Origin of the sequence: Klebsiella sp. CN_Kp106 (assembly GCF_040064575.1) — a bacterium.
Lineage (GTDB): Bacteria > Pseudomonadota > Gammaproteobacteria > Enterobacterales > Enterobacteriaceae > Klebsiella > Klebsiella michiganensis.
This window is the reverse complement of sequence record NZ_JBEAIG010000004.1, coordinates 1-13,191: the sequence shown is the minus strand read 5'-3', so window position 1 is coordinate 13,191 and position 13,191 is coordinate 1. Positions and strand designations below refer to the sequence as shown.

Annotated in this window: 13 protein-coding genes; 9 read left to right on the top strand and 4 right to left on the bottom strand. The window is 57.5% G+C overall.

The window, feature by feature from the left end:
* Nucleotides 1-29: 29 nt before the first annotated feature.
* Both uraA and ABLU96_RS03830 read left to right on the top strand, forming a co-directional pair.
* The gene (uraA, locus tag ABLU96_RS03835; protein WP_004853099.1) at nucleotides 30-1,319 is read left to right on the top strand and encodes a uracil permease; all 1,290 of its coding nucleotides are present in this window, start codon (nucleotides 30-32) and stop codon (nucleotides 1,317-1,319) included.
* Nucleotides 1,320-1,414: 95 nt separating this feature from the next.
* Nucleotides 1,415-2,116, top strand: a complete 702-nt coding sequence (locus ABLU96_RS03830) for a DnaA inactivator Hda (RefSeq protein WP_211800913.1) — start codon at nucleotides 1,415-1,417, stop codon at nucleotides 2,114-2,116.
* Between the two features lie 26 nt (nucleotides 2,117-2,142).
* On the opposite strand, the gene arsC is transcribed toward ABLU96_RS03830, so the two are convergent.
* Nucleotides 2,143-2,502, bottom strand: coding sequence for an arsenate reductase (glutaredoxin) (arsC, locus tag ABLU96_RS03825; RefSeq protein WP_064404375.1), 360 nt, complete (start codon nucleotides 2,500-2,502; stop codon nucleotides 2,143-2,145).
* Between the two features lie 9 nt (nucleotides 2,503-2,511).
* On the bottom strand, nucleotides 2,512-3,975 hold the full coding sequence (gene bepA / locus ABLU96_RS03820) for a beta-barrel assembly-enhancing protease (RefSeq protein ID WP_004853093.1): 1,464 nt from the start codon (nucleotides 3,973-3,975) through the stop codon (nucleotides 2,512-2,514).
* Between the two features lie 229 nt (nucleotides 3,976-4,204).
* Here bepA and ABLU96_RS03815 point away from each other — a divergent pair, with 229 nt between their 5' ends.
* Nucleotides 4,205-5,272 carry an AI-2E family transporter gene (locus tag ABLU96_RS03815; protein ID WP_004123481.1) on the top strand — a complete coding sequence of 356 codons (1,068 nt, stop codon included), beginning with the start codon at nucleotides 4,205-4,207 and terminating at the stop codon, nucleotides 5,270-5,272.
* A gap of 77 nt (nucleotides 5,273-5,349) precedes the next feature.
* Here ABLU96_RS03815 and bcp read toward each other — a convergent pair whose 3' ends face one another.
* Nucleotides 5,350-5,820 carry a thioredoxin-dependent thiol peroxidase gene (bcp, locus tag ABLU96_RS03810; RefSeq protein WP_004104423.1) on the bottom strand — a complete coding sequence of 157 codons (471 nt, stop codon included), beginning with the start codon at nucleotides 5,818-5,820 and terminating at the stop codon, nucleotides 5,350-5,352.
* A gap of 3 nt (nucleotides 5,821-5,823) precedes the next feature.
* Nucleotides 5,824-6,393 (bottom strand): glycine cleavage system transcriptional repressor, encoded by a 570-nt coding sequence (locus tag ABLU96_RS03805; protein WP_004123480.1) that lies wholly within the window; start codon nucleotides 6,391-6,393, stop codon nucleotides 5,824-5,826.
* A 153-nt stretch (nucleotides 6,394-6,546) separates the two neighbouring features.
* Here ABLU96_RS03805 and dapA point away from each other — a divergent pair, with 153 nt between their 5' ends.
* From dapA to ypfH, 6 genes are all read left to right on the top strand, one after another.
* A complete protein-coding gene (gene dapA, locus ABLU96_RS03800; protein ID WP_004853086.1) occupies nucleotides 6,547-7,425 on the top strand; it encodes a 4-hydroxy-tetrahydrodipicolinate synthase in 879 nt (292 codons plus the stop codon).
* 16 nt (nucleotides 7,426-7,441) lie between these two features.
* Complete coding sequence (gene bamC, locus ABLU96_RS03795) at nucleotides 7,442-8,476, top strand: outer membrane protein assembly factor BamC (RefSeq protein ID WP_049101678.1); 1,035 nt, start codon at nucleotides 7,442-7,444, stop codon at nucleotides 8,474-8,476.
* A gap of 108 nt (nucleotides 8,477-8,584) precedes the next feature.
* Complete coding sequence (purC, locus tag ABLU96_RS03790; protein WP_004104417.1) at nucleotides 8,585-9,298, top strand: phosphoribosylaminoimidazolesuccinocarboxamide synthase; 714 nt, start codon at nucleotides 8,585-8,587, stop codon at nucleotides 9,296-9,298.
* A 120-nt stretch (nucleotides 9,299-9,418) separates the two neighbouring features.
* A complete protein-coding gene (locus ABLU96_RS03785) occupies nucleotides 9,419-10,285 on the top strand; it encodes a neutral zinc metallopeptidase (protein ID WP_014839185.1) in 867 nt (288 codons plus the stop codon).
* Nucleotides 10,286-10,297: 12 nt separating this feature from the next.
* A complete protein-coding gene (locus tag ABLU96_RS03780; RefSeq protein ID WP_064404380.1) occupies nucleotides 10,298-12,298 on the top strand; it encodes a GNAT family N-acetyltransferase in 2,001 nt (666 codons plus the stop codon).
* Between the two features lie 77 nt (nucleotides 12,299-12,375).
* On the top strand, nucleotides 12,376-13,074 hold the full coding sequence (gene ypfH / locus ABLU96_RS03775) for an esterase (protein WP_004853078.1): 699 nt from the start codon (nucleotides 12,376-12,378) through the stop codon (nucleotides 13,072-13,074).
* Nucleotides 13,075-13,191: the final 117 nt, after the last annotated feature.

Below are 13,191 nucleotides of genomic sequence, written 5' to 3'. Positions count from 1 at the left end.
TCAACAAACGACTCTCAGAGGAAAATGCCATGACGCGCCGTGCTATCGGGGTGAGTGAAAGACCGCCGCTTTTACAGACAATCCCGCTTAGTTTGCAACATCTGTTCGCCATGTTTGGCGCAACGGTACTGGTGCCCGTTCTGTTCCATATCAACCCGGCCACGGTACTGCTGTTTAACGGCATCGGAACGCTGTTATATCTTTTCATCTGCAAAGGCAAAATTCCGGCTTATCTTGGATCGAGCTTTGCGTTTATCTCCCCGGTGCTGCTTCTGCTGCCGCTGGGCTACGAAGTCGCTCTCGGCGGCTTTATCATGTGCGGCGTGCTGTTTTGCATCGTCTCCTTTATTGTCAAAAAAGCCGGAACCGGCTGGCTGGACGTGATGTTCCCACCGGCGGCGATGGGCGCGATTGTCGCGGTTATCGGCCTGGAGCTGGCGGGCGTGGCGGCGAATATGGCCGGTCTGCTGCCCGCTGACGGGCAATCGCCGGACAGCAAAACCATTATTATTTCGATGGTGACGCTGGCGGTGACGGTTTTCGGTTCGGTGCTGTTCCGCGGTTTCCTGGCGATTATCCCGATTTTAATCGGCGTCCTGGTCGGCTACGCGCTCTCCTTCGTGATGGGCGTCGTCGATACCACGCCCATCGCCGAGGCCCACTGGTTCGCGCTGCCGACCTTCTACACCCCGCGCTTTGAATGGTTTGCGATTTTCACCATTCTCCCCGCCGCGCTGGTGGTGATCGCCGAGCACGTTGGACATCTGGTAGTCACGGCCAATATCGTCAAAAAAGATCTGATCCGCGATCCGGGCCTGCATCGTTCAATGTTTGCCAACGGCCTGTCTACGGTGATCTCCGGCTTCTTTGGCTCCACGCCAAACACTACCTACGGAGAGAACATTGGCGTGATGGCGATCACCCGCGTCTACAGCACCTGGGTTATCGGCGGCGCGGCGATCATCGCGATTCTGCTCTCCTGCGTCGGCAAGCTGGCGGCGGCGATCCAGATTATCCCGCTGCCGGTAATGGGCGGCGTCTCGCTGCTGCTGTACGGGGTTATCGGCGCTTCGGGTATTCGCGTGCTGATCGAATCTAAAGTCGATTACAACAAGGCGCAGAACCTGATTCTGACCTCCGTTATCCTGATCATCGGCGTCAGCGGGGCAAAAGTGCATATCGGCGCCGCCGAGCTGAAAGGCATGGCGCTGGCGACCATCGTTGGCGTCGGGCTGAGCCTGATCTTCAAACTGATTAGCGTGCTGCGTCCGGAAGAGGTGGTTCTCGACGCCGCGGATAGCGAAGAAGCAAAACATTGATCCTTATACCGGGCGGCGATCCTGCCCGGTTCTCTCCTTGCGTATTTCTGTGCTAAACTCTCCGCGTTTTTCTGCAAGCCTATGTTGAGGTCCATCTGAACGCACCGGCACAGCTCTCTTTGCCACTGTATCTTCCCGATGATGAAACTTTCGCGAGTTTCTGGCCGGGCGATAACCCTTCTCTTCTTGCCGCCCTTCAGAACGTGCTGCGGCAGGAACATAGCGGATACATCTACATCTGGTCACGCGAAGGGGCGGGGCGCAGCCATCTCCTGCACGCGGCCTGCGCGGAGCTCTCCCAGCGCGGCGATGCGGTGGGCTACGTACCTCTGGATAAACGGACGTGGTTTGTTCCTGAAGTGCTGGACGGGATGGAGCACCTGTCGCTGGTTTGTATCGATAATATTGAGTGCGTAGCGGGCGATGAATTGTGGGAAATGGCGATTTTCGACCTCTACAACCGCATTCTCGAGTCCGGTAAAACCCGGCTGCTGATTACCGGCGACCGACCGCCGCGCCAGCTCAAGCTTGGCCTGCCGGATCTGGCTTCGCGTCTTGACTGGGGGCAAATCTACAAGCTGCAGCCGCTGTCGGATGAAGACAAGCTCCAGGCGCTTCAGCTGCGCGCCAGACTGCGCGGTTTCGAAATGCCGGAAGACGTCTGTCGGTTCCTGCTTAAGCGGCTGGATCGCGAAATGCGTTCGCTGTTTATGACGCTCGATCAGCTCGATCGCGCTTCCATTACTGCCCAGCGCAAGCTGACCATTCCTTTCGTGAAAGAGATCCTTAAGCTTTAGCGGGCCGCGGCCTGAGGATCAACAACTTAGTTAACGATTTCCAGAACCTGCTCCGGCGGGCGACCGATACGGGCCTCGCCGTGGCTAACGACGATAGGCCGTTCAATCAGCTTTGGATTATCAACCATCGCCTGGATCAGCGCATCTTCGCTCAGCTGCGGGTTAGCGAGATCGAGGGATTTATAGAGATCTTCTTTCTGGCGCATTAAGTCGCGCGCGCTGGTCATCCCCAGCATCTTCAGCAGCTGGCGCAGCGTGGCGGCATCCGGCGGCGTCTCCAGATAGAGCACCACTTCGGGTTCGATGCCGTTAGCCTTCAGCAGGCTCAGCGTGTCGCGACTCTTGGAGCAGCGCGGGTTGTGATAGATTTTGACCGTATCGGACATGAGATCTCCTTACATTTTCTGGTACGGTTTGAAGCGTTCCTGCAGCTGACGCAGCTGATCGATACGCGCATCGTAGCGGGCCTGCTGCAGGCTGCCTAATTTTACCTGTGAGCTGGCGCTGCTGAGCAGGGTAATGGCCTGATCGAGTCGGCCAACCAGCGCCATGCCTTCCGCTCGGGCTGCCAGCTCCTGATCGCGATTTCCCAGTTTAGCTTCCGCTTGCGCCAGCAAATCCCAACCATTGACGTCATCTTTATTATTGAAGGTATAGCGGTTAAGGATCGTCGCCGCTTCCCCGGGCTGCCCGCCTTCCAGCAGTGCGTTGGCGAGGTTGAGCTGCAGCACCGGATTAGTACGCAGCTCGCGGGCGCCCTTCAGGCGATTAATCGCGTCTGTGGCTCTCTTTTGCCCGAGATCGATATCGGTCGCCAGGTCAAGGTACCAGGCGTTCTGCGGTTCGGCGCTCAGCAGCGGCTGCAGCGTTTTGCGCGCCAGATCGTAATTGTTATTGCCCATGGCCAGCAGCGCGCGGCCGTACTGGGCGGCGTGCTGCTCGCGAATATTGCCTTTTTCCCAGCTGCTCAGCAGGTCGTTGCCCAGCTTATTGTCGCCGGAGGTGTACATGCCCAGCGTTCTGGCCTTCGCCAGGTAGAAGTCAGCGGAGGACTGCACGACAACCGGGCGCATCTGGTTCGCACGGTTGCGGGCGTCGGCGAGACGGCTTTCCGGTAAGGGGTGGGTCAGCAGCATTTCCGGCGGCCGGGTGGAGTAGCGCGACTCGTCGAGCAGCTTACCCATAAACGCCGGCATCGCCTGCGGGTCGAACCCGGAGCGCTGAAGGACCTGAATGCCAATGCGGTCGGCCTCTTCTTCGTTTTGACGGGTAAAGCTGATCAGCCCCTGCTGGCTGCCCGCCAGGGTGCCGGTCAGCGCGGCCATCCCGGCCTGCGGGCTGGCCATCGCCAGCAGAATCGAGCCCAGCGCGCCGACCCAGGTCAGCGGAGCGTTACGCTTTTGGTCTTCCATCGCGCGGGCGAGATGGCGCTGGGTGACGTGAGAAATTTCGTGCGCCATTACCGACGCCAGCTCGCTTTCATTATCCGAGTAGCGGAACAGGGCCGAGTGCAGTACGACGTTACCGCCGAAGAAAGCAAAGGCGTTTATTTGATCGTTATTAATCAGATAAAAGTGGAACGGGGTGCGAACGGAATTGGCGTGCGACACCAGGCGCATGCCTAAACCGTTAATATACTGCACCAGCAGCGGATCGTTGATTAACGGCGCGCTGCCGCGCAGCTGGCGCACGTAGTAATCTCCCATCTGCATTTCCTGGCCGATGGAGAGCGTGCTTCCTGCGGAGGTGCCCATGTCCGGCAGAGTGTCTGCGGTATCGGCAAAAGCAGGTAATATTGAACCCAGCGTCAGCGACGCTATGACGGTCGCCACCAGCGTTTTCTTCAACTGCCTGAACATAACCTCTGTCCTGTAATGTAGGTGTGCCAGTTTGACCGATTGTGCGGCGTAATGTTCCCTGACCGCAAGCAGGTCCAGCGAGTTTAGCCGTCGTTCGCGGCGTTGCAAATATGATATTCATCCGGCCAGTAATGTTTGTGGTTTTACCCATAAAAAGCGAAGTCTTTTTTGTGACATTTCGATACAATTCCTGAGATTGTTACAGTTCCGCTCTTCAGGGAAGGGTTTTATGCTCCAGATGTTAATGCAGTGGTACCGTCGTCGGTTCAGCGACCCGGAGGCGATAGCGCTGCTGGTCATTTTGCTGGCTGGGTTCGGCATTATGTTTTTCTTCAGCGGCCTGCTGGCACCTTTGTTAGTGTCGATTGTTCTGGCCTATCTGCTGGAGTGGCCCACCGTCAGACTGGAGCGTATCGGGTTTTCACGTACCTGGGCCACCTCGGTCGTTCTGATTCTGTTTGTCGGCATTCTGCTGCTGATGGCGTTTGTGGTGATGCCGGTTGCCTGGCAGCAGGGCATTTATCTGATTCGCGATATGCCCGGGATGCTGAATAAACTTTCCGATTTCGCCGCCACGGTGCCGCGCCGTTATCCGGCCCTCATGGATGCCGGCATTATCGATGCGATGGCGGAGAATATGCGCAGCCGGATGTTAACCGTCGGCGACTCGGTGGTGAAATATTCGCTGGCCTCTCTGGTCGGGCTGCTGACCCTGGCGGTCTATCTGGTGCTGGTGCCGCTGATGGTTTTCTTTCTGCTGAAAGATAAAGAGCAGATGCTTAATGCCGTACGCCGGGTGCTGCCGCGCAACCGCGGCCTGGCCGGGCAGGTATGGAAAGAGATGAACCAGCAAATTACCAACTATATTCGCGGTAAGGTGCTGGAGATGATTGTCGTCGGCGTGGCGACGTGGATTGGTTTTATCCTTTTTGGCCTCAACTATTCGCTGCTGCTGGCGGTGCTGGTAGGGTTCTCGGTATTAATCCCCTATATCGGCGCGTTTGTGGTCACCATTCCGGTGGTGGGCGTGGCGCTGTTCCAGTTTGGCGCGGGAACCGAGTTCTGGAGCCTGTTTGCGGTGTACCTGATTATTCAGGCGCTGGATGGCAACCTGCTGGTGCCGGTACTCTTCTCGGAAGCCGTTAACCTGCATCCGCTGGTGATTATTCTGTCGGTGGTTATTTTTGGCGGTCTGTGGGGATTCTGGGGCGTGTTCTTCGCTATTCCGCTGGCGACGCTCATCAAAGCGGTGGTGCACGCCTGGCCGGATGGCCTGATAGTGGAAGACGAGCATTAGCGCGAAGCCGCAAGGAATGCCCTAAAAAAGACGCCGGGTGGTTGAGAACGACCCGGCGTCTTGCGTTTGTCTTAGCGTCAGGCGTTTTCTTTCAGCCAGTTCAGCACCACGTCGTGGTGATTGCTGGTTTTGAAATCATCAAACACATGTTCGATTTTGCCGTTGGCGTCGATGAGGAAGCTAATACGATGGATACCGTCGTAGGTTTTCCCCATAAAAGTTTTTTCACCCCAGATACCAAACTGCTCGCATACCTGATGATCTTCATCAGACAGCAGAGTGAAGTTCAGCAGCTCTTTTTCGGCGAAACGGGAGAGTTTTTCTGGTTTATCCGTACTGATACCCAGTACTTCAACGCCTGCTTTTTTCAGGTCGTCCATATTATCGCGTAAACCGCACGCCTGTACGGTGCAGCCCGGGGTCATGGCTTTCGGATAAAAATAAACCAGAACACGCTGTCCCTGGAAGTCGGTCAAATTTACTTCCTCGCCGTCCTGGTCCGGTAAGCTAAATTTCGGTGCAATATCACCGGCTTTCAGTGGGTTCATCACTCAAACTCCATCCTGTTCATCATGCTGTGAATAATTAACAATGTTAATACTGCCTTGTGCATTCAGTTCTGTACATAGGGCTTTGAACGCTTGTTCGATATTTGATGCATTTTGCGTAGTCGGGCTGTGGGCGGTGATTTGAATAAAAAGCTGTGCTGACTCGTCGTTCGCTCCGGGCTGAGTGCGGGAAACCAGCTCGGCAATGTTCATTTTCCACGTATCGCACAGCGCCGTAAACCGCTCAATGATATGCGGCGAATCCGGCACCTCAACCTGAACCCAGACGGTGTTCTGCATCGCCTGAGGCGGTCTCGCGGTTGTACGCTTCATCACGATAAGCAGATCCAGCTCGGCGCCTTTCAGCGGCAGAGTGGATTCAATCAGGTTAATTGCATTCCACGAGCCGGAAAGCAGCATGATAAACGTAAACTCATCGCCAAGCATGGCCAGCCGACTGTCTTCAATATTACAGCCGCAGCTGCTGACGTGACGAGTGATCGTATTCACGATGCCTGGGCGGTCAGCACCCAACGCGGTAATAACCAGATAGTGTTGTAATGAGGCTGTCAAACCTGTTCTTCCTTTAAAAAGGTGAGGTAACGTTAGGAAAGCATAAAAAAAACCGGCATACAACATCCCTGATGGCATCGGGTCTCTTGCTTTTATTACGACTCCAAACGTAACATTGAGAATCTTGTCCCACTTATGCTCTGAGGATGGCCCATGTTTACGGGAAGTATTGTAGCGCTTGTCACGCCAATGGATGAAAACGGCAACGTCTGCCGGTCAAGCCTGAAAAAACTGATTGATTATCATGTCGCCAGCGGAACCTCGGCGATCGTTTCGGTAGGGACTACCGGAGAGTCCGCAACATTGAGCCATGAAGAGCATGGTGATGTGGTGATGCAGACGCTGGAGCTGGCCGACGGGCGTATCCCGGTCATTGCCGGTACCGGTGCAAATGCAACCGCAGAGGCGATTAGCCTGACCAAGCGATTTAACGATAGCGGCGTGGTTGGCTGCCTGACGGTAACGCCGTATTACAACCGTCCGACCCAGGAAGGGCTGTTCCAACACTTTAAAGCTATCGCAGAACATACTGACCTGCCGCAAATCCTGTATAATGTGCCGTCCCGTACCGGTTGCGATATGCTGCCTGAAACCGTTGGTCGTCTGGCGGAAATTAAAAATATTATCGGTATTAAGGAAGCGACGGGGAACTTAAGCCGCGTTCATCAGATCAAAGAGCTGGTTTCAGATGACTTTATTCTGCTGAGCGGCGATGACGCGACCGGAATGGACTTTATGCAGCTTGGCGGTCATGGCGTGATTTCCGTAACGACAAACGTTGCGGCGCGCGAAATGGCCGAGATGTGCCGACTGGCGCTAGCAGGTCAATTTGCCGAAGCTCGTGCGATTAACCAGCGTCTGATGCCATTGCATACCAAATTATTTGTCGAACCCAACCCTATTCCGGTCAAATGGGCCTGTAAGGCGTTGGGTCTTGTGGCGACCGATACGCTACGCCTGCCGATGACCCCGATTACCGAAAACGGTATTAAGGTTGTGACCGCAGCGCTGAAGCATGCCGGTTTGCTGTAAAGTTTAGGGAGATTTGATGGCTTACTCAGTACAGAAGTCGCGCCTGGCGAAGGTTGCGGGTGTTTCGCTGGTTCTACTCCTCGCGGCCTGTAGTTCTGACTCGCGCTACAAGCGTCAGGTGAGCGGCGACGAGGCCTATTTGCAGGCTACGCCGCTTAGTGAACTTCACGCGCCAGCAGGGATGATCCTGCCGATTCAGGTGGGTGATTATAATATTCCGGTTGCGACCAGCACCGGTAACACTGGCAAAGCCCTGGACATTCGTCCGCCGGCCCAGCCACTGGCGCTGGTCAGCGGCGCGCGTACGCAGTTTAACGGTGATACCGCGACGCTGATGGTGGAAAACGGACGCAGCGGTTCGCTGTGGGCGCAGGTGGCAAGCATCGTGCAGTCGAAAAACTACACTATCGCGAAACGCGACGATGCCGGCCAGACGCTGAATACCGACTGGGTCGAATGGAATCGCCTCGATGAAGACCAGCAGTATCGTGGTCGCTATCAAATCTCAGTTAAGCAGCAGGGCTATCAGCAGGCGGTGATCGTGAAGCTGGTGAATCTGGAGCAGGCGGGTAAACCTGTTGCCGATCCGGCTTCGCTGCAGCGCTACAGTACCGCCATGCTGAACGTCATCTCCGAAGGTCTGGATCTGAACGCCACCAGCGCGCAGAACGCCGCGCAGAAAAACGCCGGGGCGACCTTCGACGTGCAGAGCGGCGCTGATGATACCGGCCTGCCGATGCTGATCGTTCGCGCGCCGTTTAACCTGGTGTGGCAACGCCTGCCGGGCGCGCTGGAAAAAGTGGGCATGAAGGTCACCGATAGCTCTCGTTCTCAGGGCAGCTTCTCCGTCACCTACAAACCGCTTTCCGACAGCGGCTGGACCGATCTGGGCGCCCGCGACCCGCAGCTGGTTTCCGGCGATTATAAACTGCAGGTCGGGGACCTCGATAACCGCAGCAGTCTGCAGTTCATCGACCCGAAAGGCCATACGCTGACGCAGTCGCAAAATGATGCCCTGGTCGCCGTATTCCAGGCTGCATTAAGTAAGTAATTAACAGGGCTGGAGCAATCCGGCCCTTTTTAATGTATAGTGACGCAAACGTGTGCGTCGGCAGAAAAGCACAAATTTTTATCGTTAATCATCACTGGAGTGACAAAGATGCAAAAGCAAGCTGAGTTGTATCGTGGTAAAGCGAAGACGGTATACAGCACCGAAAACCCGGATCTGTTGATACTCGAATTCCGTAACGATACGTCAGCAGGGGACGGCGCTCGCATTGAGCAGTTCGATCGTAAAGGCATGGTGAACAACAAGTTCAACCATTTCATTATGAGCAAGCTGGCGGAAGCGGGTATCCCGACCCAGATGGAAGCGCTGTTGTCCGATACCGAGTGTCTGGTTAAAAAGCTGGATATGGTGCCGGTGGAGTGCGTGGTGCGCAACCGCGCTGCCGGTTCGCTGGTGAAACGCTTAGGGATTGAAGAGGGCATCGAGCTCAACCCGCCGCTGTTCGACCTGTTCCTGAAGAACGACGCCATGCACGATCCGATGGTCAACGAATCCTACTGTGAAACCTTTGGCTGGGTGAGCAAAGAGAACCTGGCGCGTATGCAGGAGCTGACCTACAAAGCTAACGATGTGCTGAAAAAGCTGTTTGACGATGCGGGCCTGATCCTGGTGGACTTCAAGCTGGAGTTTGGTCTGTTCAAAGGCGAAGTGGTGCTGGGGGATGAATTCTCTCCGGACGGCAGCCGTCTGTGGGATAAAAAAACCATGGATAAAATGGACAAAGACCGCTTCCGCCAGAGCCTTGGCGGCCTGATTGAAGCCTACGAAGAAGTCGCTCATCGCCTGGGCGTGAAGCTCGACTAATCCCCCGACGCCAGAAGAAGTTTTCTTCTTCTGGCGCTCTTCTTGCTGTTTCCTGTGGTAATCCTCCGCTGAACCGCCTACGATCTTATTCATTGGTTAATATGATGAATTGAGGTGCTTATGCGCTGGCAAGGACGTCGCGAGAGCGACAATGTGGAAGATCGTCGTGGTCAATCTGGTTCACCGATGGGCGGCGGAGGCGGTTTTCGTCTCCCCAGCGGTAAAGGCGGCATTGTACTGCTGATTATTGTTCTGGTGGCGGGCTATTACGGCGTGGATTTAACCGGCATGCTGACCGGCGAGCCGGTATCTCAACAGCAAACCACCCAACGCTCCATTAGCCCGCAGGATGAAGAGGCCGCGAAATTCACGAAGGTGATTCTGGCGGACACGGAAGATACCTGGGGCGCTATTTTTAAAGATATGGGTCGTCAGTATCCGCAGCCCAAACTGGTGATGTACCGCGGCGCGACGCGGACCGCCTGCGGCACCGGTCAATCGGTCATGGGGCCTTTTTACTGCCCTGCGGACAGCACGGTGTATATCGACCTGTCATTCTACGATGAGATGAGAAACAAGCTTGGCGCCGGCGGCGATTTCGCGCAGGGTTACGTTATCGCCCACGAGGTTGGCCATCACGTACAAAAGCTATTGGGTATTGAATCGAAAGTGCGCCAGCTGCAGCAAAACGCTTCGCAGGCGGAAGCGAACCGTCTGTCGGTAAAAATGGAGCTACAGGCGGACTGCTTTGCCGGCGTCTGGGGCTACAACATGCAGAAGCAAGACTACATGGAGACCGGCGATCTGCAGGAAGCGCTGAATGCCGCAGAGGCGATTGGCGACGATCGCCTGCAGCAGCAGAGCCAGGGGCGCGTCGTGCCGGACAGCTTTACCCACGGAACGTCGCAGCAGCGCTATACCTGGTTTAAACGCGGTTTCGATAGCGGCGACCCGGCGCAGTGCAACACCTTCGGCAACGCGCTGTAATGCTCTGTTGTCATGGATGAACTGCGTCACCTGACGGCGCAGATGGCGCGCGAAGGCGTTCGTCGTCTGCTGGTTCTCAGCGGCGACGATGCCTGGACCCTGCGTCAGGCGCAAAGAGTACGTACCGCGCTGGCGGGCGACGGGCTGTGGGTCGGCCCGCGTCCGATGCCCGAGCCGTACGTCTCGTCTGCTGCCCTGAAATCGCTGCTGGGCCGCGAATTCCAGCACGCCTTTTTCGATGCCCGCGAGGGTTTTGATGTGGCGGCCTTTGCCGCATTAGCCGGTACGCTGCGCGCCGGAAGCTGGCTGGTATTGCTCACTCCCGACTTTGCGCAATGGCCGGCCCGTCCTGATGCGGATTCTCTGCGCTGGAGCGACGCTCCCGACCCCATCCCTACGCCGAATTTTGTTTATCGTTTTTGCCAACAGATTAGTGCGGATAACGCGTCCATTCTCTGGCGGCAGGGCAATGAACTTGCGGTGCCCGCGTTACCCGTGCGCCCGCCATGGCATCCCGCCGACGGACATCCGCAGGCGGAGCAGGCTGTCGTGCTTGCCGAACTGGCCCGGTTCCCTCCCGGTATTGCGGCGCTAACCGCCGAGCGCGGGCGAGGCAAGTCCGCGCTCGCGGGAATGCTTATTCGCCATCTGGGGGGAGATGCCATCGTCACGGCACCGGCACGGGGAGCAGCGGAGGTGATGGCGACATTCGCCGGGGAGGCTTTCCGCTTTATGGCCCCCGACGCATTGCTGGCTTCCGGCTGCACCGCTGGATGGCTGATTGTCGATGAGGCCGCGGCCATCCCCGGGCCGCTGCTGCGCCAGCTTGTCTCCCGCTTCCCGAGGACGCTGTTGACCACTACCGTTCAGGGGTACGAGGGGACGGGACGCGGCTTTTTGCTTAAGTTTTGCGCCAGTTTTGCGCACTTACGGCAGTTTAGCCTGACGACGCCCATCCGTTGGGCAAGCGGCTGCCCGCTGGAGGCAGCGATTGCGCGGCTGCTGCTGTTCAACGACGAGACCTTTCAGCACGCGCCAGGCGGCGATATCGCGCTGGAAAGCGTCAACCAGGAGAGCTGGCGGCGACAGCCTGCGTTACCGGAAGCGATGTATCAACTGCTCTCCGGGGCCCACTATCGCACCTCGCCGCTGGACCTCCGGCGCATGATGGATGCGCCGGGGCAGCATTTTACCTGCGCCCGCGGCGGGGAGCGCATCGCCGGAGCGCTATGGCTGGTGGAGGAGGGCGGTCTTGAGCCGCCGCTTAGCCAGGCGGTGTGGGCCGGCTATCGCCGTCCGCGCGGCAATCTGGTGGCGCAGTCGCTGGCGGCGCACGGCGGTAGCCCACTGGCGGCTACGTTGGTGGGGCTGCGCATCAGCCGTATTGCCGTGCATCCGGCTTGCCAGCGCGAAGGGCTGGGGCAGCGGCTGGTGGCCCGGGCGGCGTCGCAGGCTGCGGACCGGGATTATCTCTCGGTGAGTTTTGGCTACACGCCTGAGCTGTGGCGCTTCTGGCAACACTGCGGTTTTACGCTGGTGCGGCTGGGCACGCATCGGGAAGCCAGCAGCGGCTGTTACACCGCGATGGCGCTCTATCCTCTCAGCGAAGCGGGCCATCGCCTGGCAAGCGAAGAAGCCCAACGGCTGCAGCGCGACGAATTCTGGCTGCGCGAGTGGCGAGATGAACCTGTGCCGCTGGCGGCGCTGAAAGCGACTATTCTTACTGAAGAAGACTGGCTGGAGGTGGCGGGTTTTGCTTTTGCCCATCGTCCGCTACTGACCTCGGCGGGTAGCCTCAATCGCCTGCTTATATTGGTGGAGCTGCCGCTTCCGGCGCTGCGGGCCCGCCTGCAGCAGCAGGATGAGGCCGCGCTTTGCCGGACGTTAGGCTTATCCGGACGGAAAGCGCTCCTGGCCAGGCTGCGCGAAGAGGCGGCGCAGGCGCTGCTCAGCCTGGATGAAAACCGCGCCAACGACCTGCGCCGGCAGGTTAAAATGCTGCAATTTTTTTAACTAACTCCTTCAGTTAAATGGCATGGTCATATTTCGCCTGCGGCGTAAACTTCCTTGCAGACATTAAGGAGACAGCCATGAAACACGATCATTTTATTGTTCAGAGCCCCGCGACACCTGCACAGCAACTGCTGCTGCTGTTTCATGGCGTCGGCGATAACCCGGTGGCCATGGGGCAAATCGGTAGCTGGTTTGCGCCGCTGTTTCCCGATGCGCTGATTGTCAGTATCGGCGGCGCTGAGCCGTGCGGTCCGCCTCCGGGACGCCAGTGGTTTTCCGTGCAGGGCGTTAGCGAAGAAAATCGCCAGCAGCGGGTGGATGCCATCATGCCGACCTTTATTGAAACGGTGCGCTACTGGCAACAGCAGAGCGGCGTCAGCCCGCAGGCGACGGCGCTGATCGGCTTCTCACAGGGGGCGATTATGTCGCTGGAGAGCATTAAAGCCGAGCCGGGTCTGGCATCGCGGGTGATCGCCTTTAACGGCCGCTATGCGACGCTGCCGGAGACCGCGACGACCGCGACCACTGTTCACCTGATCCACGGCGGTGAAGATCGGGTGATCGATCTGGCGTGGGCGGTAGCGGGGCAGGAGGCGCTGCAGCAGGCCGGCGGTGACGTGACGCTGGATATTGTTGAAGATCTGGGGCACGCGATTGACGATCGCAGTATGCAGTTTGCCCTCGATCATCTGCGCTTTACCGTACCGAAGCATTATTTCGATGAAGCCCTCAGCGGCAGCACGCCGAAAGACAGCGATATTATTGAACTGCTGTGAATAATAAACCCGGAGGCGGCGCGATGCGCCTGTCCGGGCTACCGGACCTGCAGACGAGCTGTAAACCCGTAGCCCGGGCAAGGCGCGTTAAGCGCCGCCCCCGGGAAAAGAGCGCAG